Annotated in this window: 22 protein-coding genes; 9 read left to right on the top strand and 13 right to left on the bottom strand. The window is 69.0% G+C overall.

Annotated elements, in window-relative coordinates; translation table 11 throughout:
* Positions 1-269 precede the first annotated feature (269 nt).
* From HMPREF9058_RS09105 to ndk, 3 genes are all read left to right on the top strand, one after another.
* Positions 270-2,063: a folylpolyglutamate synthase/dihydrofolate synthase family protein gene (locus HMPREF9058_RS09105; protein WP_009747855.1), complete on the top strand. Its 1,794-nt coding sequence runs from the start codon at positions 270-272 to the stop codon at positions 2,061-2,063.
* Between the two features lie 318 nt (positions 2,064-2,381).
* Complete coding sequence (gene dhaL, locus HMPREF9058_RS09100) at positions 2,382-3,062, top strand: dihydroxyacetone kinase subunit DhaL (RefSeq protein WP_009747721.1); 681 nt, start codon at positions 2,382-2,384, stop codon at positions 3,060-3,062.
* A gap of 87 nt (positions 3,063-3,149) precedes the next feature.
* Complete coding sequence (ndk, locus tag HMPREF9058_RS09095) at positions 3,150-3,590, top strand: nucleoside-diphosphate kinase (protein ID WP_009407322.1); 441 nt, start codon at positions 3,150-3,152, stop codon at positions 3,588-3,590.
* Positions 3,591-3,710: 120 nt separating this feature from the next.
* On the opposite strand, the gene HMPREF9058_RS09090 is transcribed toward ndk, so the two are convergent.
* Both HMPREF9058_RS09090 and HMPREF9058_RS09085 read right to left on the bottom strand, forming a co-directional pair.
* The gene (locus HMPREF9058_RS09090; protein ID WP_009407212.1) at positions 3,711-4,955 is read right to left on the bottom strand and encodes an ABC transporter permease; all 1,245 of its coding nucleotides are present in this window, start codon (positions 4,953-4,955) and stop codon (positions 3,711-3,713) included.
* On the bottom strand, positions 4,955-5,902 hold the full coding sequence (locus tag HMPREF9058_RS09085; protein WP_009407153.1) for an ABC transporter ATP-binding protein: 948 nt from the start codon (positions 5,900-5,902) through the stop codon (positions 4,955-4,957). Before HMPREF9058_RS09085 ends, HMPREF9058_RS09090 begins: the two co-directional genes overlap by 1 nt.
* 163 nt (positions 5,903-6,065) lie before the next feature.
* Between HMPREF9058_RS09085 and smc the strand changes: the two genes are divergently transcribed.
* From smc to ftsY, 3 genes are all read left to right on the top strand, one after another.
* Positions 6,066-9,845 (top strand): chromosome segregation protein SMC, encoded by a 3,780-nt coding sequence (gene smc, locus HMPREF9058_RS09080; RefSeq protein WP_009406975.1) that lies wholly within the window; start codon positions 6,066-6,068, stop codon positions 9,843-9,845.
* 161 nt (positions 9,846-10,006) lie between these two features.
* Positions 10,007-10,381 (top strand): hypothetical protein, encoded by a 375-nt coding sequence (locus HMPREF9058_RS09075; RefSeq protein ID WP_009747836.1) that lies wholly within the window; start codon positions 10,007-10,009, stop codon positions 10,379-10,381.
* 351 nt (positions 10,382-10,732) lie between these two features.
* On the top strand, positions 10,733-11,893 hold the full coding sequence (gene ftsY / locus HMPREF9058_RS09070; RefSeq protein ID WP_009407234.1) for a signal recognition particle-docking protein FtsY: 1,161 nt from the start codon (positions 10,733-10,735) through the stop codon (positions 11,891-11,893).
* A gap of 127 nt (positions 11,894-12,020) precedes the next feature.
* On the opposite strand, the gene HMPREF9058_RS09065 is transcribed toward ftsY, so the two are convergent.
* From HMPREF9058_RS09065 to HMPREF9058_RS09050, 4 genes are all read right to left on the bottom strand, one after another.
* Positions 12,021-12,632 carry a DNA-binding response regulator gene (locus tag HMPREF9058_RS09065; RefSeq protein ID WP_009407399.1) on the bottom strand — a complete coding sequence of 204 codons (612 nt, stop codon included), beginning with the start codon at positions 12,630-12,632 and terminating at the stop codon, positions 12,021-12,023.
* A gap of 77 nt (positions 12,633-12,709) precedes the next feature.
* A complete protein-coding gene (locus tag HMPREF9058_RS09060; protein WP_043538107.1) occupies positions 12,710-13,867 on the bottom strand; it encodes a sensor histidine kinase in 1,158 nt (385 codons plus the stop codon).
* Between the two features lie 22 nt (positions 13,868-13,889).
* Positions 13,890-14,618 carry an ABC transporter permease gene (locus tag HMPREF9058_RS09055; protein WP_175284724.1) on the bottom strand — a complete coding sequence of 243 codons (729 nt, stop codon included), beginning with the start codon at positions 14,616-14,618 and terminating at the stop codon, positions 13,890-13,892.
* Positions 14,619-14,773: 155 nt separating this feature from the next.
* The gene (locus HMPREF9058_RS09050; RefSeq protein WP_043538105.1) at positions 14,774-15,766 is read right to left on the bottom strand and encodes an ABC transporter ATP-binding protein; all 993 of its coding nucleotides are present in this window, start codon (positions 15,764-15,766) and stop codon (positions 14,774-14,776) included.
* Positions 15,767-16,129: 363 nt separating this feature from the next.
* On the opposite strand from HMPREF9058_RS09050, the gene ffh reads away from it, so the two are divergent.
* Complete coding sequence (gene ffh, locus HMPREF9058_RS09045) at positions 16,130-17,803, top strand: signal recognition particle protein (protein ID WP_009747756.1); 1,674 nt, start codon at positions 16,130-16,132, stop codon at positions 17,801-17,803.
* Positions 17,804-17,952: 149 nt separating this feature from the next.
* On the opposite strand, the gene HMPREF9058_RS09040 is transcribed toward ffh, so the two are convergent.
* From HMPREF9058_RS09040 to HMPREF9058_RS13470, 7 genes are all read right to left on the bottom strand, one after another.
* Positions 17,953-18,339 (bottom strand): DUF4440 domain-containing protein, encoded by a 387-nt coding sequence (locus HMPREF9058_RS09040; protein ID WP_009747890.1) that lies wholly within the window; start codon positions 18,337-18,339, stop codon positions 17,953-17,955.
* Positions 18,340-18,383: 44 nt separating this feature from the next.
* Positions 18,384-18,995, bottom strand: a complete 612-nt coding sequence (locus HMPREF9058_RS09035) for a response regulator transcription factor (protein ID WP_009747724.1) — start codon at positions 18,993-18,995, stop codon at positions 18,384-18,386.
* Positions 18,992-20,206 carry a sensor histidine kinase gene (locus tag HMPREF9058_RS09030; protein ID WP_254654120.1) on the bottom strand — a complete coding sequence of 405 codons (1,215 nt, stop codon included), beginning with the start codon at positions 20,204-20,206 and terminating at the stop codon, positions 18,992-18,994. Before HMPREF9058_RS09030 ends, HMPREF9058_RS09035 begins: the two co-directional genes overlap by 4 nt.
* A 14-nt stretch (positions 20,207-20,220) precedes the next feature.
* On the bottom strand, positions 20,221-21,105 hold the full coding sequence (locus tag HMPREF9058_RS09025; RefSeq protein WP_009407175.1) for a hypothetical protein: 885 nt from the start codon (positions 21,103-21,105) through the stop codon (positions 20,221-20,223).
* A 58-nt stretch (positions 21,106-21,163) separates the two neighbouring features.
* On the bottom strand, positions 21,164-22,183 hold the full coding sequence (locus HMPREF9058_RS09020) for an ABC transporter ATP-binding protein (RefSeq protein ID WP_043538101.1): 1,020 nt from the start codon (positions 22,181-22,183) through the stop codon (positions 21,164-21,166).
* Between the two features lie 106 nt (positions 22,184-22,289).
* Complete coding sequence (locus tag HMPREF9058_RS09015; RefSeq protein ID WP_009407053.1) at positions 22,290-22,859, bottom strand: hypothetical protein; 570 nt, start codon at positions 22,857-22,859, stop codon at positions 22,290-22,292.
* On the bottom strand, positions 22,856-23,545 hold the full coding sequence (locus HMPREF9058_RS13470; RefSeq protein ID WP_139019014.1) for a hypothetical protein: 690 nt from the start codon (positions 23,543-23,545) through the stop codon (positions 22,856-22,858). The genes HMPREF9058_RS09015 and HMPREF9058_RS13470 overlap by 4 nt, the downstream gene beginning before the upstream one ends.
* Before the next feature lie 619 nt (positions 23,546-24,164).
* Between HMPREF9058_RS13470 and rpsP the strand changes: the two genes are divergently transcribed.
* Both rpsP and HMPREF9058_RS09005 read left to right on the top strand, forming a co-directional pair.
* Positions 24,165-24,647, top strand: a complete 483-nt coding sequence (gene rpsP, locus HMPREF9058_RS09010; RefSeq protein ID WP_009407308.1) for a 30S ribosomal protein S16 — start codon at positions 24,165-24,167, stop codon at positions 24,645-24,647.
* A 1-nt stretch (position 24,648) separates the two neighbouring features.
* Positions 24,649-24,885, top strand: coding sequence for an RNA-binding protein (locus HMPREF9058_RS09005; protein ID WP_003786440.1), 237 nt, complete (start codon positions 24,649-24,651; stop codon positions 24,883-24,885).
* Positions 24,886-24,974 lie beyond the last annotated feature (89 nt).

Here is a 24,974-nt window from a genome sequence, read left to right as displayed (position 1 = left end):
GATGTATTCATCGAGTTTTTGTACAACAATCATGGTAGTCGTATTGTCGATGGCGTCCGAATGGGCTTGTGCCCCGAAAAAGATTTAAGAAGAAATCGTTTTTCGGGTGCGGACCTTGCTGTGAGAGATTGCGCTCACGTGATTCCCCTGCCGATCAGTCGTGACTATGCAGTGGCCGGGAGGCTTCGGGCCTCGGCTAGATTAGGGCTGGGAGGGGGTGCTTGAGAGAGCCTCCGCCCAACCCGTCACGTCGAGCAAAGGATGGCACAGTGCCCGTAGACGACGACTCCAAGCAGGTCAGGCCCGGTGCCGCCTTCGGCATCCCCGAGGGGGCCACGGGGGAGGAAGTCGTCGACGCCGTCTTCGGTGAAGCCGGTATCGACCCCGAGCTCCTGCCCTACCTGGAGGCCGCAGGCGCCCCCGACCTGGCCGAGGGCGAGGGGCTGGCCGTCTCCGAGCTTCAGGAGGCCGGTGCTCAGCGACAGGCCGACGCCGAGTCCCAGGACCGCGAGGACCTCGAGGCTCTGCGCGAGCTCGTCGCCGCCAACATGATTCCGGGTGGTGACACTGATCGCCTCGAGGAGCTCCTGGCCGAGGTGGACGCCGACGACTGGGACTCCTGGGAGCCCCAGCTCGCCGACGACTCCGAGGGTGAGCACCTGCGCGATCTGCAAGCCGCTGCCCGCGGCGTCGAGGTCTCCGCCCGCATGCGCCAGGTCGAGGCCGAGATCCTCGCGCGCGCCCCCGAGCACCAGGTTCAGCCCTCCCTGGAGCGAGTCGAGGCCGTCCTCGACCTCCTGGGCAACCCCGAGCGCACCTACCGCACCGTTCACATCACCGGCACCAACGGCAAGACCTCCACCGCCCGTATGACCGAGCGACTGCTGGCCGCCGGCGGCATGCGCACCGGCCGCTTCACCTCCCCGCACCTGGCCACCATCCGCGAGCGCATCAGCCTCGATGGTGAACCGATCAGCGAGGAGGGCTTCATCGCCGCCTGGGAGGACGTGGCCCCATATGTCGCCATGGTCGACGAGCGCTCCCAGGCCGCCGGCGGGCCCCGCCTGTCCTTCTTCGAGGTCCTGGCGGTCATGGCGCTGGCCGCCTTCGCCGACTACCCCGTCGACGTCGCCGTCATCGAGGTGGGCCTGGGCGGGCGGTGGGACGCCACGAACGTCATCGGCTCCGACGTCGCCGTCATCACCCCGATCGGGCGTGACCACGAGCGCTGGCTGGGCTCGTCGATCACCGAGATCGCCCATGAGAAGGCCGGCATCATCAAGGACGGCTCCACCGTCATCGTCGCCCATCAGGTCCCCGAGGCCGCTGCCGAGATCGAGCAGGCCGCGGTCTCTCACCGGGCCGTCGTGCGTCGGGAGCGGGACCCTCAGGAGGATCCCGCCTCGCCGGAGGCCGGCGTCCTGCAGGTCCTCGACCGCCAGCTCGCCGTCGGCGGACAGATGGTCACCTTCGCCACGGCGGCGGCCGTCTACGAGGACGTCTTCGTTCCGTTGCACGGGGAGTATCAAGCCCACAACGCCCTGCTGGCTCTGGCTGCCGCCGAGGCGGTCCATGGCGGGCGCCGGCTGCCGGCGCGCATCGTCGAGGACGGCTTCGCCTCCGTCACCAGCCCGGGCCGTCTGGAGGTGCTGCGCTCCTCGCCCACGGTCCTGGTTGACGCCGGACACAACCCGCACGGCATCGAGGCCCTCACCGGAGCCATCGAGGAGGCCTTCGGCTTCCAGCACCTCGTCGCGGTCCTGGGCGTCATGGCCGATAAGGACGCCGAGGGCATCCTGGCGGGCCTGGAACCGGTGACCGACGCCGTCGTGTGCGTCCCCATCGACTCACCTCGGGCCATGGACGTCGAGGACCTCGGCGAGATCGCCCGGGAGGTCTACGGCGCCGACCGCGTCGTGGTGAGCCAGCAGCTCGGCGAGGGAGTGGAGCGGGCGGTCGCCCTGTCCGAGGGGTATGACGCCCCGCTGACCGCCTCAGGAATCCTCATCGTCGGCTCCGTCGTTCTGGCCGCCGAGGCCCGCGCCCTGTTCGGCCGGCCCTGACAGCAGCGGTCCGCTCCTTCGACGGCGCTTCTTGAGTCTCCGTTCCAACTGCGCAGACATGTGCGTTTGGGCTGGTCGCAGGCCCTGCGGCCGTCTCAGCGCGCGAGGTGGCCAGGTGCGTGAGAGGATGGAAACGCGAGTGGGCGGTGAGCACCTCGTCGACCTGCTCCGGCGCGTCCCACGGATGTTCCCGGGATGCGCAGGGACCCATCGGGGCCGTGCGGGGCCCGATCACAGCCGCATGGTCGTCCTTCACCCTCGGGTGCGTGGCGGTCAGGCCTGGAACCAACACCTGCTAAGACCCGAGAAGGAAGCAGTATGTCCTTAGACGCCGCCTGGGCCCTTGACTGGACCCGTCGAGCCGCCGAGCTGATCGCAGAGAACCGCGCGGAGCTGACCGAGCTGGACCGAGCCATCGGAGACGCCGACCACGGGGACAACCTGGAGCGTGGCATGAAGGCGGTGGTCGCCAAGCTCGATGCCGCTCAGCAGGCCGGAGGTATCCCGGCAAGTCCCGGAGGGGTCCTCAAGCTCGTCGCCACCACGCTCATGGCCACCGTCGGTGGTGCCGGTGGGCCGCTGCTGGGAACAGCCTTCCTCAAGGCCTCCCGCTCCTGTGAGGCCGCTGCCTGGGGGCCTGGGGACTTGGCCCGCGCCCTGGAGGAGGCCACCTCGGGGCTGGAGGCCCGGGGGCACGCCGTCAGTGGGGACAAGACCATGGCCGACGCCTGGCGCCCTGCGGCGGTGGCCGCCAGGGAAGCCGCCGAGATCGGGCAGGACGAGGTCGGTGTCCTCGCCGCAGCCGCTCAGGCCGCATCCAAGGGGGCTCAGGAGACCGAGCCCCTCCAGGCCCGCCGTGGTCGGGCCTCCTTCCTGGGGGAGCGCTCCTGCGGCCACCGCGATCCCGGGGCCCAGTCCTCCGCACTCATTCTCCAGGCCGCCCTCGATGCCGCCCGCGACCGCGCCGCCGACCCGATCCTGGTTGTCGAACAGGCCTGACTCCACCGGCTCCGCCATGGCGGGCAGGCGCCCGAACCCGTTATGGTCCACTCGGTCCCTCGAATGCCAACCCACCAAGGAGCCCCCATGGCAAGCACCTCCCACGCCGGCCGCATCCTCGTCCTCATCAAGCCCGACGCCGTCGAGCGTCGCCTCACCGGTGAGATCCTGCGTCGTATCGAGGCCAAGGGGTACACCCTGACGGCCCTGAAGGTCCTCACTCCCACCGAGCAGATCCTCGCCCAGCACTACGCCGAGCACGTGGACAAGCCCTTCTACCCCGGCGTCGTGGAGTACATGACCTCCGGCAACGTGGTGGCCGCGGTCGCCGAGGGGCAGCGCGTCGTCGAGGGCGTGCGCAGCCTCATGGGCCCCACCGACCCCACCACGGCCGCACCCGGCACCATCCGCGGAGACCTGGGACGCGACTGGGGCACCCCCGCCATCCTCAACCTCGTCCACGGCTCGGACAGCGACGAGTCCGCAGCCCGAGAGATCGCCATCTGGTTCCCCGAGCTGGCCGACTGACCCGCAGCCCCTCCCGCAGGGCGCCTGACGCGCGACACGAGACGACGGTGGTGCGCCTCCTGAGAAGGAAGGCGCACCACCGTCGTCTCATGTGGCCGGCGCGAGCCGATGAGGCCCCGCTCAGGCCTGCTCGGCCCTCCTGAGGACCTCCTTGAGGGGGACTCGGGCACCGGTGCGGGTCACGGCCCTGGTGTAGATCGCCGCCGCCACACGCACCAGCAGCGGCAGGAAGACCAGCGCGAGCCCCAGGGCGATCAGCTGCTCGGTCCACGAGGAGACCCCCAGCACCAGGCGCGCCGGCATCATGAAGGGGGCGAAGGGCGGCACGTAGGACAGGACCCGGAAGGTCATGCTGTTGGTGTCCCCGGTGGCCATCAAGAAGCTCAGGACGTAAGGGACCATCGAGAGCATGACCAGGGGCATGCTCACCGAGCTGACGTCCTCCTGGCGGCTCACGAGAGAGGCAGCGGCCCCGAAGGCGACCGCGAAGATCGCATAGCCCACGATCATCCACACGATCATCGCGACGAGCACACCGTCCAGGTTGAGACTGATGTCCGGCATGACTCCCGTGGCCTTCGCGGCGACGACCCCGGCCACGGCGACGGCCCCCGTGGTCAGGACCGAGGCAATACCGATCCCCAGGATCTTGCCGGCCAGCAGCGAGCTGGGCCGCACGCAGGCCAGAAGGATCTCCACGATCCGGCTCGACTTCTCCTCCACCACCCCCTGGGCGATGAACTGGCCACCGCCCATGATGGCGAACAGCAGCAGGACGTCAATCGTCATGAGGATCGCGTAACGCGAGCCGAACTCTGCCGAATCGCGCTGAGGAGCATGGAGCGCCGTGACCTGCGGCTTGGCGGTACTGAGCTGAGAGGCCACCTGGGCGGGGTCGCCTCCCAAGGACGCGATCTGCTGGCCCAGAGCCGCCTGCTGAAGGTAGGCCGTGACCCCCGAGACGACCGCGTCGTCGGCCGACTTCTCCACCGTGATGGTGGGGGTCGAGCCGGAGACGTCCAGGACCATGTCCACGTGCGGCGTGCCCTCGGGGGCGTCGTCGGCCAGGACGTCCTTGGCCTGGTGAGCCGAGACGTCAACGAGCTTGATCGTCTCCCCGTTGGAGGCGGCAACCTTGTCCAGCCCGGTGGCCTGGGTGAGAGTCACGCCCTTGAGCCCGACTCGATAGGTCTGGTCCTGGCCGGCGGTGTAGAGCTTCACTCCGACGATGCCACCGACGGCGGCAATGAGCAGCACCAGGGTCAGGATGATGGTCGACTTCTTCAGCAGGTGCGCCCGCAGCTCCCGGCCGGTGACCAGGGCGATCTCCTGACGGCGAGTGATGGGGGTGGTCCGGTCGCTCATCAGCGTGCCTCCTTCGTCTCGTTGGCGTCTGCGGTTCCCTCGTCGGAGCTGGTGGTCAGAACCTCTCGGAAGATCTCGGTGAGCCGGTGGCGCACCGGGCCGAGCTCGCGCACCGTCCCCAGGCGCTGGGCAGTGCTCAGCAGCGCCTGCTCATCGGCTCCCGCCGCGGTGATGACCAGGCGGCCGGCATCATCGAGCTCGACCGCTGGGGCGGGCAGGTTCAGGGAGGCCGCCTGCACCGGTGGACTCCCCGCGGTCCGCTCGACGACGGCTCGCCATCGGGGCGTCTCGGTGGCCTGCAGCTCGGGAATCGTGCCGTCAGCCACGAGCCGGCCTGAGCGGATGATGACCACTCGGTCGCACAGGCGCTCGACGACGTCGAGCTGGTGGGAGGAGAAGAGGGTGGGCACGCCTGCGGCCGCCCGCTCCAGGAGGACCTGGCTCATGACGTCCACGGCCACCGGGTCCAGGCCGGAGAAGGGCTCATCAAGAATGAGCAGCTCGGGGTCGCTCACCAGTGCGGCGGCCAGCTGGACGCGCTGCTGGTTGCCCAGCGACAGGCTCTGCACCTCGTCGCCGCGGCGCCCCTCCAGGCCCAGACGCTCGGTCCACCGGTCTGCAGCCGCCTTGGCGGCGGAGGCGGACAGTCCGTGGAGACGGGCCAGGTAGACGAGCTGCTCGGCCACCTTCATCCGGGGGTAGAGGCCGCGCTCCTCAGGCATGTAGCCGATGGTGCGTCGGATGGCGGCGTCCACCGGGGCGCCCATCCAGGTCACGGCGCCGGAGTCGGCGGTGAGCACCCCCATGACGATGCGCATCGTGGTGGACTTGCCCGCCCCGTTCGAACCGACGAAGCCGACGATCTCGCCGCGCTCCAGGGACAGGGAGAGATCATCCAGGGCCTGAAGGCTCCCGAAGCGTTTGGACAGGCCGGACAGTTTGAGCATCGTGGCTCCTTCGGGTTCGGGGGTGGGGCGGGGGCGGTCAAGCAGGCGCACGCTGCATGCCGGCCACTTGATATGGAAAGTCTGCTTGTCCAACGTGGTGATGTCAAGTCCCTTTGTCGTGCCTGCCCCCGTCTCAACCGCCCGCGCTGTTAGGGTGGCACCCGTGCACCTCAAGACGTTGACGATCAAGGGATTCAAGTCCTTCGCCTCGTCAACCACCCTCCGCCTGGAGCCCGGCATCACCGCGGTGGTCGGCCCCAACGGCTCCGGCAAGTCCAATGTCGTCGACGCCCTGACCTGGGTTATGGGGGAGCAGGGCGCCAAGAACCTGCGCGGTGGCTCCATGGCCGACGTCATCTTCGCCGGTGCCGGCTCCCGCCCGGCCCTCGGGCGCGCCGAGGTCTCACTGACCATTGACAACACCGACGGCGCCCTGCCGATCGACTACACCGAGGTCACCATCTCGCGCACCCTGTTCCGCGGTGGCGGGTCGGAGTACCGCATCAACGGCAGCCCCTGCCGCCTCCTCGACGTCCAGGAGCTCCTCAGTGACACGGGCCTGGGACGTCAGATGCACGTCATCGTCGGGCAGGGGCAGCTCGATACGGTCCTGAGTGCCACGCCGGAGGACCGCCGCGGCTTCATCGAGGAGGCCGCCGGCGTCCTCAAGCACCGCAAGCGCAAGGAGCGCGCCCTTCGCAAGCTCGAGTCCATGGCCGCCGACCTCGCCCGCGTCGCCGACCTCACCCAGGAGCTGCGCCGTCAGCTCGGCCCCCTGGCCCGGCAGGCCGCCATCGCCCGGCGCGCCCGGAGCATCCAGGTCGAGGTTCGTGACGCCACTGCCCGGCTCCTGGCCGACGACGTCGTCCAGGCCCAGTCCCTCCTGGAGGCCGGTGACGAGGACAAGGAGGCTTTGGCCCGGCGCCGCAGCGCCGTCGAGGAGGCCGAGCGCGTCGCCAGGGCGCGCCTGAGCGAGCTGGCCGCCATCGAGACCACCTCCGCCCAGCGCCTCGCCCGGGCCGGCAACATCTGGGAGGAGCTCACCGGCGCGGCCCAGTCCCTCGGGGCGCTCGCGGACGTGGCCGGCGAGCGGATCCGGCTCCTGGCCTCCGCCCCGGCCCCGAGCCACGGCACCGATCCCGAGGAGCTCGAGCGGCGGGCCGAGGCCGCGGGCCGGGAGGAGGCCGAGCTCGCCGACACCCTCGAGGCAGCCCGCACCGCACTCAGCGACGCCACCCGGGTGCGTGCGGACGCGGAAACCGCCGAGAAGGCAGCCGACCAGGAGCTCTCAGCAGCTCAGCGTCGCGTCTCAGAGAGACGTGAGACCATCGCCCGAGCCGGCGGGCGCGTCGCCTCGGCCCGCAGCCGCCACGAGGCCAGCCTGGCCGCCCTCGAGCAGGCGCGCAGCGCGTTGCGCGCCGCCGAGGCTCGCGAGGACAGCGCCCGGGCCGCCCTGGCCGAGGCCGGGGGAGAAGCGGAACCGGCGCAGGTGGCCGCCGATGGTGCGCAGGACGCCGTCGTTCCAGCGCAGGTACCTGCCGAGGCCGGCGCGGCTGCCGACGCGGCGGTGCGGGCCGCCGCCGTGCACGACGAGGCCGCACGCCACCTGGCCCAGGCCCGTGAAGCCGTCGCGGCCGCGACCGACGCCCGCCGGGAGGCGGCCTCCGACCGGGCCACCTGGACTGCCAGACGCGACACTCTGGCCATGTCCCTGCGTGGCCAGGACGGCACGGCCGCGCTGCTGCAGGCCGGTATCGACGGTCTCCTCGGACCGCTTGCAGAGCACCTCAGTGTCGAGCGCGGCTGGGAGAACGCCGTCGCCGCCCTCCTGGGAGCGCTCGCCGAGGCCGGCCTGGCCGCAGATGCCGAGGCGGCCCTGGCCGGGCTGGATCATGCCCGAAGCCAGGACCTCGGGGCGGTGCGACTGGTGCTGGCTGATGACCCCTCACTGGGGGCCGCCGACACCGATGATGAGGCGGAGCCGGCTCCCGTTGACGGGGCCCTGGCGGCTCGCGGCCTCGTCGGTACCGCGCAGCCGGGCTGTCTTGAGCAGGTCCTGGACCGGCTGCTCAAGGACTCCTGGGTGGTGGAGGATCTCGAGGCCGCCAGGGCCCTGCGCGCAGAGCTGCCCGACGCCGTCGTGGCCACCCGCGGCGGTGACGTCCTGGCGCCTGGCTGGGTCGGAGGGGCCGGCCGGGGGGCCTCCTCGGTCCTCGAGCTCACCGCGGCCCACGAGGAGGCCGACGCCGAGGCCGCTGCCGCCGCACAGGCCGAGACTGAGGCCGACGCGGCCCTGGAGGAGGCCCGTCTCCAGGAGGACGCTGCTCGCCAGGCGCTCAGCGAGGCGCTGTCCGCCCTGCGTCAGGCCGACGCCGAGGCTGCCCGGGCCGCCGAGGCGATGGCCCGCCTGACCTCCGCCGCCCATGCCGCCGCCGAGGAGACCGGGCGTGCTCGCCGGGTGCTGGAGCGCGCCGAGGCCGAGTCGGTCCAGCGCACCGCCGAGCTGGCGGCCGCCACTGCCGCACTGGCCGAGGTGGAGGGCGGGGGTGAAACCGCAGAGGCTGCCGAGGGCGCCGACGGTACGGGTGTCTCGGGGAAGAGTGGTGCCGACAGCCTCGAGCGCGCCCTGGAAGCTGCCCGACAGGAGCGCGAGGCCGCTGCGGATGCTGCGCGCCAGGCCCGTGCCGCCGAGACCGATGCCAGGCTCGCCCTGCGCACGGCAGAGGAGCGCGAGCGCTCCAGCCGTGGGCGCGCCGACTCGCTGCGGGCGGCCGCACGGCGTGAACGCGACCAGCGCGCTGCTGCCGAGCGGGCCCAGCAGCGCCGCAGCGCCCAACTGGCGGTCGCCACCCACGTTCGGGACCAGGCGCGCGCGGCCGCCGAGGTGGCGCGCACTAGTGTGCAGCAGGCGGCCGATGAGCGCGCGGCCATCGAGACCGAGCGCTCCCAGGCCCTGGCCGCCACCAACGAGGTTCGCGAGGAGATCGACCAGCTGACCAAGGAGCTGGGCAGTCTCACCGATGCCGCCCACCGCGAGGAGGTGGCCCGGGCCGAGCAGCGCATGCGACTGGAGGCTCTGGCGGAGCGCGCCATGAGCGAGCTCGGCCTGGAGCTGGACCCCCTCGTGGAGGAGTACGGACCGCACATGCTCGTCCCCGAGCTCAACGAGGAGGCTGATGCCGCCTCCGACCCCGGCTCCGCCGCGGAGCAGGACGCCGCGCAGGCGTCGGCCGGCGGCTCAGGCCATCTGGGCCGCCCCTACGTGCGTTCCGAGCAGGAGAAGCGCTTGGCCAAGGCCTCGCGCGACCTCGCCCGGCTCGGCAAGGTCAACCCGCTGGCCCTGGAGGAGCACGCGGCTCTGGAGCAGCGTCACCAGTTCCTGGCCGAACAGCTGGCCGACCTCAAGCGCTCGCGCGACGACCTGCTGAGCATCGTCGAGGAGATCGACGCGCGGGTTCAGGAGGTCTTCGCGCAGGCCTACGAGGACACCGCCCGTCAGTTCGCCTCCGTCTTCGACCGGCTCTTCCCCGGCGGGGAGGGGCGGCTGGTGCTCACGGATCCCGATGACATGCTCACCACCGGCATCGAGATCGAGGCGCGCCCCGCCGGCAAGAAGGTCAAGCGACTCTCCCTGCTCTCAGGAGGGGAGCGCTCGCTGGCCGCCGTGGCACTCCTGGTGGCGATCTTCAAGGCACGGCCCTCGCCCTTCTATGTCATGGACGAGGTCGAGGCGGCCCTGGACGACACGAACCTGGGGCGGTTGCTGGAGATTTTCACCGAGCTGCGGCGCTCCAGCCAGCTCATCATCATCACCCACCAGAAACGGACCATGGAGGTGGCCGACGCCCTCTACGGCATCACGATGCGCGACGGGGTCACCAAGGCCGTCTCGCAGAGGCTGGCCCAGCCCGACCGCGGTACGGCTGTGACTCCTGATGTCTGAGTGAAACGTGATGGGAATGTGATAGACTGCTGGCAGCATGACGCTCGTTTTCAGATATGAGCCATTGTTGTGTCAGGAAGTTGTCAGGTTTTGTTGTTGATTGGGCGACAAGTGCGTGCAAAGTCTGGTCAGATCGTAATTCGCAAGGCAGAATCCTAACTATGGGTGTCATGATTCTTCCCCTCGTTGTCGTGCTGGTTGCCGGCCTGCTTGTGCTCGGCATGGTTTGTGCTGAGCGCTTCCCGGTGCGCTCTTGGCCCTCACGCATTCGCAGCGTGGTCCGGAACTCCCAGGAGGTGCGCCTGGCGGAGCAGGACGTCGAGGTCGAGGTCGTGCCCCAGGAGGTCAGCCTGTCCGACCTCATGACGCGTGAGGGGCCGGCGGCCTACGCCGGCACCGAGGGCTTCGGAGGGCTGGTCGGCGTCGTCGGAAAGGCGATGGACGCTGCCGAGAGGACCCGTAGCTCCGCCGGCGCCCGGCGTCGCGCTCAGGCGCACGAGCCGGCAACCGGTGGTCTGTCGCAGTCTCAGAGTTGAGTAGCGGCGGTCGTCTCGTGAAATACTGCGGTCAACGTTTTTTCACGACTATGTGATGCCGCGATGACGCTACTTCTCGATGAAATCCTGGCCGTGGGAGATCGCCGCTCCGATACCCTCTCGCACTTTCTCTCACGGTCCTAGAGCCGCCTCGGTCTCAGGGCGACACAGCTCAATGGGCATTGCCGCTACGACGGTGGCCAGTCCTGCAGCACGTCAACAGGCGTGCTGCAGTTTTCTTCATGCCACAGCTGCGTCGCACGCCATGGCCGTCGTGCCGTCCGTGGGTGAGAGGCGACCCGGGCAGGCCGACCCCGCCACAGGGAGCCCATGATCGGGCATGATGGGCCCATGGAACCGATCCTCATCGTTCTCGGCATCATCCTGGTCATCGTCATCGGAGGAGGGCTGTGGCTCTACGCCGGCCGACGGCGGGGCCAGGTCTCCGACGAGATCAGCGCCCACCAGCCGATGTCCGTGGAGGACCTTCTGCCCTCGGAGGGCGAGGACACCGATGAGGATGCGGAAGGGGCGGGCGCCGCCAAGCCGGCTGCGACGCTGGAGTCCCCCGAGTCCATCCCGGGACGCATGCAGCGCCTGCGCGCCCGCCTGGCCGGTGCCGGCGGCTTCGGCAAGGCGGTCCTGTCCGTCCTGTCCCGAGGCGACCTCACCGAGGAGGACTGGGAGGAGATCGAGGACACCCTGCTCACCTCCGACCTCGGCATCGAGGTGACCACCTCCCTCATGGACGAGCTGCGCACCCAGGCCAAGGTTCTGGGAACCTCCGACCCCGAGGCGGTCCGCACTGTCCTGCGCGCCGAGCTGCTCAAGCTCGTCGACCCCTCCCTGGACCGCTCCCTCAACCTGGAGCGCCCCACCCCGGTCGAAGGGGCCCAGGGCAAGCCCGCGGCAGCCATCCTCATGGTGGGGGTCAACGGCACCGGCAAGACCACCACCTGCGGCAAGCTCGCCCGCGTCCTGGTGGCTCAGGACAAGACTGTCGTCCTGGGAGCGGCCGACACCTTCCGCGCCGCGGCGGCCGAGCAGCTGAGCACCTGGGGCGAGCGCGTGGGCGTTGACGTCGTGCGCTCCGAGAAGGAGGGAGCCGACCCCGCCTCCGTCGCCTACGACGCCGCCCGTGAGGCCGCCGATCAGGAGGCGGACGTCGTCGTCGTCGACACCGCCGGGCGCCTGCAGAACAAGGCCGGCCTCATGGACGAGCTGGGCAAGATCAAGCGCGTCATGGAGAAGATCGCCCCGGTCGGCGAGATCCTCCTGGTGCTGGACGCCACCACCGGCCAGAATGGCATGCGTCAGGCCCAGGTCTTCTCCGAGGCCGTGGGCGTCACCGGCATCGTGCTCACCAAGCTCGACGGCACCGCCAAGGGCGGCATCGTCGTCACTGTCCAGAAGGAGCTGGGCGTGCCCGTCAAGCTCGTGGGCCTGGGGGAGGGCGCCGATGACCTGGCCCCCTTCGACCCGGAGGGCTTCGTCGACGCGCTGCTGGGCTGAGCCTAAGAACCGACGCCCAGGGAACCACGCCGCAATACCGGTGGCCACCCGCGCTCTGAAACGAGGTGGGTGGCCACCGGTGTCAAAGCCGGTCGGAGCGGGGCCTGCTCTCTGTCGCCGCCCTGCGCTACTCGATGATCCACCCCTTCTGGGCGGCGATGTGCACCGCCGCGGCCCGGGTGGGGGCTCCGGTCTTGGCCATGGCCTGGGACAGGTGGTTCCGGGTGGTTCCCTCCGAGAGATGGACCCGCCGAGCGACCTCGGAGACGGTGGCGCCATCGGCCGCCGCCTGAAGAACCTCGGTCTCCCTGGCGGTCAAGGGGGAGTCCCCGAAGATGAGCGAGTCGGCGGCCAGTGCCGGGTCGACGACGCGCAGCCCGGCATGGACCCGGCGCACCGACTCGGCCAGCTCGGTGGCCGGGGCGTCCTTGACGACGAAGCCGTGGGCCCCGGACTGAATGGCGCGCCGCAGGAATCCGGGACGCCCGAAGGTCGTCACGATGAGGACCCTCGTGGCCGGCAACCGCTCCAGGAGACTCGCGGTCGCGCTCAGCCCGTCGGTGCCGGGCATGTCAACGTCCATGAGGACGACGTCGGGCCGGTGCTCGAGCGCGACGGGCAGAACATCGTTCCCGTTCCCGACCTGGGCGACGACCTCGATGTCGGTCTCCAGGGCGAGCAGTGCGGCCAGCGCCCCGCGCACCATGGCCTGGTCATCGGCCAGCATCACTCGGATCATCGCTCAGCTCCGTCTACTCAAGGTTCCTCAGGGCCGACGGCATGAGTGCTCGCCGGAGTTCGGGGTGCCCGACCGGCTCACCGGCTCGCGTCGGGCACCATAGGTGAGGATAGGTGGCGGGCGCGCACCCTCAGGACGGTGCCGCTGCCACTGGAGGGGGCCTCGATGGTGAGGTCGGCGCCGTTGTCCTGACAGCGCTGGCGCAGCCCCTCCAAGCCGTGACCGTCACCGGTGCCGGCCGAGTTCAGCCCGATACCGTCGTCGGCCACCTCAATGGAGTCGGCGGTCAGCGCCACCCTGCAGTGCGAGGCGTGGGCGTGGCGCACGATGTTGGTGACGCCCTCACGCACCACCCAGGCGAAGAGCTCGCGCAGCTCGGGATCGACGATCTCGACGGTCAGCGGGAGGTCGGCGCGGACACCGGCAGAGGTCAGGACGTTCGTGGCGCGAGCCAGCTCGCCGGCCAGGCTCAGCTCACGGTAGCTGTTGACGGTGGCGCGCACGTCGGCCAGGGCTGAGCGCGCCAGGGACTGAACCTCGGTCAGCTCCGCCTTGGCCTGATCGGGGGCGCCATCGACGAGTCTGGTGGCGAGCTCGGTCTTCAAGGCGATGACTGTCAGCGAGTGCCCCAGGATGTCGTGCATGTCCCGGGCCATGCGGTTGCGCTCCTCGTTGATCTCCAGCTCGTGGGTGCGCTGCTCCAGAACGCGGGCCACCCGCCGCTGCTCCATGATGTAGCGCCCGAAGACGCAGGCGCCGCCCGCGCCGAGTAGAGCGATCCAGGCGCCTTCACTTGCGGACCAGGAGGGACTCATCCTGGGAACGAGGAACAGTGTGCCGGCAAGGATCGCGATGGGGCCGATGGACGCCCGCCAGGGCAGGGAGAAGGCCAGGACAACGGCCAGGAAGACCACCAGTTGCAGGCTCTGAGGGCCCACGCCGAGGGCGGCCCCGATCGCTGTGAGCGCGCCGACTACGATGAGCAACGCACTCAGGCGGCCGGGCCAGGTCAGGCCCTGGCGCACCCGTCTTACGCTGAGCGAGCAGGCGGCATACAGACACGCGCAGGAGACGATGGCACTGGCGGCGCCCCACACCCCGCCGCTGGATCCTCGGGTCAGCCCCTCCCTGACGACCGGAACCATGGAGGCGGCCCACGCGATGCCCCAGCCGACTGCTACAACGCGGGTGCGGCGAGCCCGCGCCTCGTCGGGGGACAGGGCGCGGGCTTTCATGACCCTGATGGTACTCACGGTCTCACACCCGGGCGGTGTCGCGGCCCATCTTCCAGGCGGCCCCGCCCAGGAAGACGGCGAGCCAGCTCAGCACGTTGACTACCCACCACCAGGAGAAGCTCTCGGCGCCCATGGGCCACAGCGCCAGGTTGTGCAGCCCGTACATGGGGGTGAAGCTGCCGATGCGATCCATGGTGGAGCCCGGCGTCAACGGGATGAACATGCCGCCGAGAAAGGCGAGCAGGGCCATGAGCGGGCCGACCACCTGCATGGCGTTGTCCGAGGGCAGGAGGTAGCCGACGAACAGTCCGAAGGCGACGAAGACCAGGGAGCCGAGCCAGATGATGAGGGCCGAGGAGATCCAGACCTTCGCCGGCATCTGCGCGTGTCGCACGGGGCCGCAGGCGTAGACGGCGCCGACGGCCAGGGCGCTGATGAGCATCCCCACGATCGCCTTGGCGGTGATGTAGGCGATGGGCTTGAGCGGGGTCAGACGCAGCTGGCGGCTCCATCCTGAGGCCCGCTCGGTGCTCACGGCCGCTCCTGCCCCGGTGGTGGTCATAAGCGCGCCGTACAGGGCCATGCCGATCATCATGTTCGCCACGACATTGCCGTTGCCGTAGGGCATGGCGGAGTAGTCGGTGGTGGTGAACATGAGGAAGAAGGCCACCGGAAGAACGATCGAGAAGATGACGGACCGACGGTTGCGCAAGCGCCGGCGCACCTCGAGCGACAGCAGAGGAAGGCTCAACCCTCCCAGCGGTGGCGCGGTCCGGGAGGACAGATCGAGGCGCTTGACTACTGATGAGGCGGAGGAGGACGAGGAGGACTGAGAAGAGAACATTGCGGTTCCGGTGGAGGTAGTGGGCGGGAGGGTGACGGTGTTGCCGGGGCGGGCGGAACGGCTCATGCTGACGCTCCGGCATTAGGGGTGGAGGCGCTGTCACTGGTCAGGGCCATGAAGGCGTCCTCCAGTCCCCGGCTGGTGATCTCCAGGTCCTGGGCGAGGTGCTCGCTGAGGAGGAGCGCGGCGACGGCATCGCTGTCGGTCGAGCTCAGGGTGAGCGTGCTGCCCAGGATCTCGACGTCGTGGACCTGCCCACGGTTCTGCGCATCGGCCAGGGCGTCGCGCAGCCGCTCGGGAGCGCAGGTCAGGGTGGCCCTCAGGGTGCGACCGCTCACGGAGGCGCGGATCTCCGCGGCGGTGCCGTCGGCGATGATGCGCCCATGACGCATCAGGACGATCCGGTCGGCGAAGGCGTCGGCCTCCTCGAGGTAGTGCGTGGCGAAGACGATGGTGCGCCCGCGCTCGGCATCGGCGTGGATGGCCTCCCAGAAGCTGCGGCGCCCCTCGACGTCCATACCTGTGGTCGGCTCATCGAGGATGAGCAGTGCCGGATCACTCACGAGCGCCATGGCGAAGCGCAGGCGCTGCTGCTGGCCTCCGGAGCACTTCTTGACGATGCGCGAGGCGAAGTCGGTGACGCCGGCGCGGTGCATGGCCTCCTCGGCGTCGATCCGATGGGAGAAGAGACTCGCCGTCAGCTGCACCGTCTCACGCACGGTGATGTCGGGCAGGAGGCCGGCGGTCTGCATGACTGCGGCGACCAGGCCCCGGTCGACCGCCTGTCGCGGGCTCATCCCGAAGACTCTCGCATCGCCGCTGGTGGGGCGGCTCAGTCCCAGGATCATGTCGATCGTCGTCGTCTTGCCCGCACCGTTGGGGCCCAGGAGGGCGACGACCTCGCCGGGACGAATGGTCAGGTCGACACCGTCGACGGCGGTGACGTCACCGAAGGACTTGTGCAGATCGGTCAGTCGGACGGCGTCCACATGGTCCGTCCGGGTAACTTCCGGGACGGTGGCCTCCAGGCCGGTCCGAGGCGTTGCTGTGCTCATGGCTCAAGACTCGTCCCGCGTCGGCAGCGGTCCATGGCCCATCGGTCATCATTTGCTCATGACATATCTCAGGGGTCGTCAAGCCGTGAAATACCACGGGATACCGGGAGAAAACCCTCGTTCGGGCTGGGGGACCGCGCCAGGCAGAGCCGAGGCCCTGAGGCATGACGCAGACGAGGTCGCCGGCCGGGGAGTGTGGGCTCAGTCCCGGTCCGGGCGCGGGGGAGAGGACTGGCCCGTCTTGCCGCTATCCTGGGTCGCAGTCAGCGGAGTCGCCATGGCTCACGGCCGTGGATGTTCCTCCCTCACCCGCTCTGAAGTCTCCCGACCAACGCGCCCGACGGCGCCAGGAAGGACCATCGCGTGTTCGGCAACCTCTCCGATCGCATCACCGCCTCCTTCAACCAGCTGCGCGGCAAGGGTCGTCTCACTGAGGCCGACGTCAACGCCACGGTCACCGAGATCCGCCGCGCCCTCCTGGAGGCTGACGTCGCCCTGCCCGTGGTGCGCGCCTTCACCGCAGCGGTGCGCGAGAAGGCGGTCGACGCCGCCCGCTCTCAGGCCCTCAACCCGGGCCAGCAGGTCGTCAAGATCGTCAACGAGGAGCTCATCGAGGTCCTGGGAGGCCAGACCCGGGAGATCCACTGGGCCGACCGCGGCCCCACGATCATCATGCTCGCCGGTCTCCAGGGTGCCGGTAAGACCACCCTGGCCGGAAAGCTCGGACGCTGGCTGCGCGACCAGGGCAAGCGCGTCCTGCTGGTGGCCTCCGACCTCCAGCGCCCCAACGCCGTGACCCAGCTGAGCGTCGTCGCCGAGCGCGCCGGGGTGCACGTGTGGGCGCCCGAGCCCGGCAACGGCGTGGGCGACCCGGTGGCAGTGGCCCGCTCCGGCGTCGAGCACGCGCGTACCAGCGGTTACGACGTCGTCGTCGTGGACACAGCCGGCCGCCTGGGTGTGGACGCCGAGATGATGGACCAGGCGATCCGCATCCGCGATGCGGTCTCCCCCCACGAGATCCTCTTCGTCCTGGACGCCATGGTCGGTCAGGACGCCGTCAACACCTCGGTCGCCTTCCGCGACGGCGTCGGCTTCACCGGTGTGGTCCTCTCCAAGCTCGACGGCGACGCCCGCGGTGGTGCGGCCCTGTCCGTGCGCGGCGTGACCGGCGCCCCGGTCCTGTTCTCCTCCACCGGTGAGGGCCTGACCGACTTCGAGCGCTTCCACGCCGACCGCATGGCCTCGCGCATCCTGGACATGGGTGACCTGCTCACTCTCATCGAGCAGGCCGAGCGGACCATGGACCGCCAGGAGGCCGAGGACGCCGCCGCCAAGCTCGCCAAGGGAACCTTCACCCTCGACGACTTCCTGGGACAGCTGCGCCAGATCCGCAAGATGGGCTCCATGAAGAAGCTCCTGGGCATGATGCCCGGGATGGGGCAGATGCGTGAGGCTCTGGACAACTTCGATGAGCGCGAGGTCGACCGTATCGAGGCGATCGTGTGCTCCATGACGCCCGCCGAGCGCAAGGACCTGTCGATCCTCAACGGTTCTCGCCGCAGCCGTATCGCCAAGGGCTCGGGGACTACGGTCCAGGCCGTCAACGAGCTCGTGGACCGCTTCGAGCAGGCCAAGAAGATGATGGAGGCCATGGCCTCCGGCGGCATGGGCGGACTCGGTGAGGGCGGTCCTATGCCCGGCATGGGGTCGCTGCCCGGCATGGGCAAGCACTCCAAGGCCCGTCAGGCCCCCAAGGCCAAGCGCGGCAAGGGCGGCAAGAAGGGGCGCAGCGGCAACCCCGCCAAGGCCGCCCGTCAGGCCAAGGAGGCGGCGGCCGCCAAGCAGGCGAAGATCGAGGGCGGACAGGGGGCTGCGCCCGCAGCCGGCTCCTCCTTCGGGCTCGGGGGCGGCCAGGGCGATGCCTCCGGTTACGGGATCATGCCCCAGGCCCAGCAGAGCAAGCAGCCTTCGGGCGACGACGTCGCCGACGCCATGGGCGCCCTGCCCGAGGACCTGCGCCGCCACCTCGGGCTGTAGACACAACGGCCCGCGGCGCCTGGGAGCTGCTTGGCCCTCGCGTACGTACGGCAGGCCTCAAGGCCTGATCCTCCGCAGCTGCCCGCGAGCCCCAGCGTACGAGCTCGTGGTCAGAGCCTCGTCGCCGCCCCGGGCGGCCGTCGTGGGGCTCAGCCGGTAGCGCCTTCGATGACGGTGCCCTGGTGGAATACCGCCTGCCAGGTCGAGCCCCGGCGACGGTAGAGCGTGGATCTGCGGGTGACACGACTCGGCGTACGTAAGGTGTAGAGGACCTGGACGACGTCGTCGGCCAGTATGCGGGACTCAGCCTCCTCGATGCTGTATCCATCGGTGAGGGATTCCGCATGCGTTCCCTCCAAGCGTCCCAGGACGATCTCCTTGACCTCGCTGCGGCTGTAACGCCGTCCCGAGGCACCGACCGCGTTGAAGTCCTCCGCGATCTGCTCATCGAAAGAGCCGGCGTCCCAGATCAGCTCCGGGTGGTGGAAGATCGGTTCTCGTCGGATCAGTTCATGCCATTGTGATGAGCTCTCCATCTCTACCTCTCTGTGCTACGCCGACGGCTTGGAAGTGACTGGGCTCATAACCAGCCGTTGGTCTCGGCGGTGCGGGCCGCCTCGGTGCGGTTGCGGGCGTGGGTCTTGGCGATCGCCGAGGACAGGTAGTTGCGCACCGTGCCCTCGCCCAGGCGCAGCCGCGTGGCGATCTCTCGAGCGTCCGCACCCGTGGCCGCCGCCAGCAGAACCTCCTTCTCCCGCTCAGTGAGAGGGTTCGGCCCGAGCAGCACCGACTCCTGGGCGAGTTCGGGATCGATGACCCGCAGACCCGCATGGACCTTGCGGATCGCCTCGGCCAGCGCCTCGGGCGGGGTGTCCTTGACGATGAAGCCCGCCGCCCCTGCCTCCATGCCCCGTGAGAGGTAGCCCGGGCGGCCGAAGGTCGTCACGATGAGGCACCGGCACGGCAAACCCGAGCCGACGACCTCGGCGGTGGCCGCCAGCCCGTCGCGCCCCGGCATGTCGATATCCACCAGGGCCACATCCACGGCGTGCTCGCGCACCGCCTCCAGGACCTCGTCGCCCCGCCCCACTTGGGCCACGACCTCCAGATCGCTCTCGAGTCCCAGGAGCGTCGCCAGAGCACCGCGCACGAGGGCCTGGTCATCGGCGATGAGCACACGGATCGGGGTCACGGCAGCCTCACCTCCAGTCTGGTTCCGCCGGACGGCTCGTCAGCGGAGTCTGTCTCGACGTCGCCGGATAAGTCCGTGCGACGGGTGAGCGGACTGACGATGGTGAGGGAACCGCCCTCCTGCTCGAAACGGGAGCGCAGGCCCTCCAACCCGTTGCCGGGTTGGTCGCCGGCCAGGCCGACACCATCGTCGCTCACTCGCAGCATCCCCGGTGCCAGGTGCACGGTGACATTGGTGGCGCGCGCGTGCCGGACGATATTCGTGGTCGCCTCACGCAGGGCCCAAGCCATGAGGGCACGCTGACGCTCCGGAATGTCCTGGGCACTACCGGTCACCTCCACACGGATCCGGGCCGCGCTCAAGGCGGTACGCGTGGCCTCCACCTGGCTGGCCAGGTCCGGGGACCGCAGGCGCGTCACCGTGGAACGCACGTCGGCAAGGGCTCCACGGGCCAGGGTGATGACCTCGTCGAGCTCTCGGGAGGCGGCGGCCGGGTCGCGCTCGATGAGCCGGCGGGCGACCTCGGCCTTGAGAGTGAGCACCGTCAAGGAGTGCCCCAGGATGTCATGGACGTCGCGCCCGAGCGCCTCTCGCTGGGAGACAAGGGCGAGCTCGCGCTCGGCGGCTGTTCTGCGCTCCTGAAGCTCCACCGCGATGCGGGCGATGATGATGGGAACCTCGGTGAGCGATATGCCCAGTACCTGCCAGTGCGACTCCGGATGCGTGTTCCATAACAGCGAGGCGGCAACCAGAAGACCCGTCGCCATGACAACGGTGGGGATGCCTCGGCGCAACGTCGTGGAGAACAGGATCAACGAGCAGAAGAAGGGGAAGAAGCAGACCGTCCACCATCCCAGTGCCGGCAGCGTCAGTACGGTGAAGAAGGCCTGGACCGCGAGCTCTCTGAGGAGGATGCGAGTCGAGAGGCCAGTAGGAGGGACTCCGACGCTCGATGCACGGTTGTCCGGCGTCGAGAACGCCCAGACGTAGCCGGCGATGAACCCCAGCACCCCGGTGAGTCCCAGCAGACGCTGCCACCAGGCGAAGGAACCGAGGAGAAGCTGGATGATGGGAAGGGCCAGGAACAGCACCCATACTGTGGCGTCCCAGACGATATGACGGCGATGAAGGCGCCAGGAGCGGGAACGGGACCGCCCTGACCCAGACGATGATGCCGTCAGGTCGGCTGAGTCACGCAGGGGCTGTGGCATGGTCATCTCCGGCCTCACCGGCGCCTGGTCGCCCGACGTCGGGCCCCGATCACCAGCAGCCCGAAGATGAGTGTCCACGCCACCAGGTTAGTCAATGGCATCCACAACGGGTCCTGAACGCCCACCGGCCGATCCGGAACGTAGACCCACCCCTCGCCCAGCGGCCACCGGGCCAGCGCCGTTGCCCCGTACATCGGGGTGAAGCGACTGATCGTCAACAGTGTGTGGTTCAGGGGCATGAAGGCGTTGCCGATGAAGGCGAACAAGGAGACCAAGGAGGTCGCGATACCGATCGATGCCGAGGACGGCAGCCACATCCCGGCAGCCAGCCCCCACAGGACGAAGGGCAGGACCCCGATCAGGCAGATGAGGGGACTGACGGCCCAGGCCCAGCCCTCCATGAGTGAGTCCGTCAGTGCTCCAGCGGTGAGGACCACGGTGACCGGAAGAGCCGCTGTTCCCACCGCGGTTCCGGTCTTGACCACCAGGTAGCCGCGCAGGCCCTGACCGGTGATGGCCATCTGCCGGCCCCAGCCTGCCGACTGCTCGACGGCGGCCGCCGCCGAGGCGCTCGTGGCACCCAGACAGGCGCTGAAGGAGGCCATCGCAAGCATCACTGATGCCGAGACGTTGCCGTGAGCGTGCGGTCCGTAGTCCCCGGCGGAGGCATTCAACCGACCGAAGACGAGGTACATCGCCAGAGGGAAGGCGATCACGAAGAAGAGGTTGGCGGGCTCGCGCAGGCTCCGATAGAGGTCCAGCCAAAGGTAGGTCAGGACAGGGCGCGCGGGTCTGAGCCCTCCCGGATGAGGTGATCGGCCTGCGAGCTCGCCCGCGTCGGGATCGACAGGGGAGTCGGATGCTGAGGAATCAGAGGGTGCTTGGGACGTCGCGATCATGATGCGGCCTCATTGCTGGTGGTGATGGTGGTCAGGGTGAAGGGTGGGGCTCAGGCGTCTACGGGGCTGTCTCATCAGAGGCGTCGGAGGTCAGAGCGGCGAAGACCTCGTTGAGGCTCGCGGCGCCGATACCCAGGTGCTCGGCGGGGGTGGCAGTCAGCAGCCAGCGGGCAACGGCATCGGAGTCCGTCGTACGCAGCTCCACGTGCTCACCGCGGACGACCGCGTGCCCGATGCTGCCGGCCACGGGGCAGTCGGCCAGGTGCTGCCCCAGTGAGTCCTCGGAGATTCCGGGCCAGGTGGCGGTCACCAGGGCGCCATCGCCCAGAGCCCGGATGTCGTCGACGCTGCCGTCGGCGACCAGGCGGCCGTGGGCGATGATGACGATGCGGTCGGCGAAGGAGGCCGCCTCCTCCAGGTAGTGGGTGGCGAACAGGACGGTGCGGCCGCGGCGAGTCTGGGTGCGCATCGTCTTCCAGAAGGCGATCCGGGCGCTGACATCCATGCCGGCGGTGGGCTCGTCCATCACGAGGAGGTCGGGGTCTGGCAGCAGAGCAAGGGCCAGGCGCAGGCGCTGGCGCTCGCCTCCCGAGCAGCGGCTCACTCTGCGGGTGAGGAGCTGGCCAAGATTCGCCTGGTCGACGACATCCTTGAGCTTGGGCGCGTGGCGAGCGCGGGAACGACGGCCGGGGCGCCCCGGCTGCATCGATGCCACGACCCGTAGGGTCTCCCCAACGGTGAAGTCGTCCAGGAGACCGCCGTCCTGGAAGATGACACCAACGCGACCTGCCTGGACCGCCCGGTCGGGGGAGGTTCCTAGAAGCTCGATCGTCCCGGCGTCGGGCCGGGCCAGCCCCAGGACCATGTCGAGGGTGGTGGACTTGCCCGCGCCATTGGGGCCCAGGAAGGCGACCACCTCTCCGGACCGGATGGTCAGGTCGAGGTTGTCGACGGCGACGAGGCTGCCGAATGTCTTGCGCAGGCCACGGGAGTCAATCGCGGGGGCTGGAGCCGTGCGCTCGACCTGAGGACCGGAACCCGGGGAGTGAGTGGTGGCGGCTGCTGTGGTTCGGATCATGGCCCCAGGCTCGCGCCGGCCCACGGCTCCCGGTACTGAGCGCTGTCACCGCTGCTGCATGACACCTGTCATGCGGCAGCAGGCTGTGCGTCATGCCGTCGTGTCCTCAGGACTGCGGTGCGTAGCCGACCAATGTGGAGCCATCGATCGCGACAATGAAATCCTGGCGCCAGACGGGGATGACTGCGCCACGGGATGTGATGGGCAGAGGAGCCAACGGCGTCTTTGATGCCGTGTCGATCATGAACACCGCACCGATCTCACTGCTGGCGGAGCGGCCGCGTATGGTGAGCGTGCGCTTGTCGGAGCTCAGTTTCCAGGAGCTCTGGAACTGCGCACGGGCCGGGGTGTTCCACGTGGCTACGTCGTCGGTCAGTGTCAATGGGTTTCCATTGAGACTGCAGTGCGTGGCATCGGTGCAGGTAAGGTCGATATCGGCCCAGCTCGTGTCGCCCGACTCGTAAGCGGCCCTGAACTGTGACAGTGTGGGTTGTTGGCCATCCTTGATGAGGAGGGACGCAGTGGAGCCGCTGAGGGTGAAGGACTCCGCGGGTGACCCATTCTTGGAGAAGGTGGATGCTGTCGAGCTGTCTTGATCGATGGTGACCCAGCCGTCGCTAGCGGAAAGCAGCTGAACGGGGTGCCCTTGACCGTTCTTTTCCGGTGAGAGGGTCACGAGGGAGCCGTCACTCGTCGAAAGAACTCCGATGCTGGAAGAGTCTTTGGGGAGTTTTCAACGGACACCGCGATCGACTCTGATGATGGTGTTCCATCGGCATGGTGCCAGAGTGGGTGGACTGATGTGAAGTCGTAGGTCTGCTGCCAGCGCTGAGTCGGCTCTCCATTATTCCAGTCCCAACCCGTGCAGGTGCTGTTCGCGTCCGAGTATGAGGAACTGCATGAGACGGCTGTGTTGTCATTGGCGACGAAGCTTAAAGACTGGAAACCCGTTGGGAGTTCAGTCGTCTTTCCTGTTGTGGGGTCAAGAACCTGGCCGTTCAGTAGCAGATTCCCTCCCCACCAGTGTCGGTAGCCGGTGGTGAACGTATATCCTAGCGACGTCGACCAGATCTTCTTGGGCTTATTGCCTTCAATGTGGAATCCTGTCAGATCTGTTTTGTCGTCGTTCTTGTGGTGAATGACAACGATATATTGTCCGCACGAGTACGTGTCCCACGTAAAATCGTTCTTCCATGCCGGGAGACCGGTGTCAAGACTCCACGTCTTCTTCCATGAAGAGCCTTCCGTTCGATGTCCTTCCATCTCGCAGGAGGCAGGCGGAGGTGGTGGTGGAGGGGAGGCGCTCGGCGCAACGTGTGACGTGGAGTCCACGGCCACCCGTCCCGCAATGACGAGTGCCATCACGCAGACGGTTCCAAGGATGACCGCGGGCCAAAGCCCCACAGTGAGGCGGGGTTTGATGGCCTGCGTGTCACCAGTCAGGGGCCGTGGGGTGCGCTGGGGGCGCTTCGGTCCGGTCGTGGCGCTCTCGTGGTCGGCGCCTGAGGGCAGTCCGTCCGTCGAGGGGGTGCTGGGAGGACGGATCGACGTCGGAGCGCTCTGTCCGGAACGGGGTGGTCGGATCGATGAGGTCTTGCCGGGTGGCTGGATGCTGCGACTGCTGAAGGAGGGAGGCCTCATGAACGAAGCATGCCCCGATTTCGTATGTAGTGCCGGGTTTTGACCGGTGCGGCCCGGATGGGCTTGAGTGTGTTGGCATCGCCACCCGGCCGAACCGTGAATTCCGTTCAGCGCTGTTGTCGGCGACAGTTGTGGGCGATCTCGCACCGAGTGGTGGGGCGGTGCCCCGGCTCGGGCTGGCGACCCCCTCGGAGGCTCTGGCAGAATGTCCGGCTGTACTCGGTCGGACGTCGGTCCCTCTCCCGGCCCCGGTCGCGTCTCGGCTCACGCCGGAAACCGTTGCTTGACCCCACCGGGGACCAGCGCGCGCCAAACCATCCAGAACCAGGAGTTCAACCAAGTGGCAGTCAAGATTCGCCTCAAGCGCATGGGCAAGAAGTTCGCCCCCTTCTACCGGGTCGTCGTCCTCGACTCCCGCAAGAAGCGCGATGGCCGTGTCATCGAGGAGATCGGCGTCTACGACCCGATGCAGGAGCCCTCGCTCATCAGCATCGACTCCGAGCGCGTCCAGTACTGGCTCGGCGTGGGCGCTCAGCCCTCCGACGCTGTCTACAAGCTGATCAAGATCACCGGCGACTATCACCAGTTCAAGGGCCTCAAGGGTGTCGAGAGCACCCTCAAGGTCAAGGACGCCGACGCCGCCGCGGTCGCCAAGCAGGCCGCGGTCAAGGCCGCCGCCGACGACGCTGAGAAGCGCAAGGCCGCCGCCGCCAAGGCCAAGGCTGACGAGGAGGCCGCTGCAGCGGCCGAGGCCGCCGAGTCCAAGGCCGAGGAGTCCGCCGAGGACCAGGCCTCCGATGAGGCCGCCGCCGAGGAGGCCTGAGATGCTGGCCGACGCCCTCGAGCACCTCGTACGGGGCATCGTCGACAACCCTGACGACGTCACCGTCACCTCCCGGTCGCTGCGCCGCGGCGACCTGCTGGAGGTGCGGGTCAACCCCGAGGACCTCGGCCGAGTCATCGGCCGCTCGGGCCGTACTGCTCGAGCACTGCGCACAGTGGTCGGAGCGCTGGCGGACTCGCCGGTGCGCGTCGACGTCGTCGACACCGACCGCCGCTGAGCGCAGGGCCCTCAGGTCGCTGCAGTAGGCCGTCTCGGCCTCGGCCGGTCTGATCGATCAACGCCGGTGCCCGGTCCCCGCCCAAGGGG

Source organism: Actinomyces sp. oral taxon 175 str. F0384 (genome assembly GCF_000223355.1).
GTDB classification, from domain to species: Bacteria; Actinomycetota; Actinomycetes; order Actinomycetales; family Actinomycetaceae; genus Actinomyces; species Actinomyces oris.
Note: the sequence above shows the minus strand (reverse complement) of the source record. Positions and strands in the feature narration are given on the sequence as shown.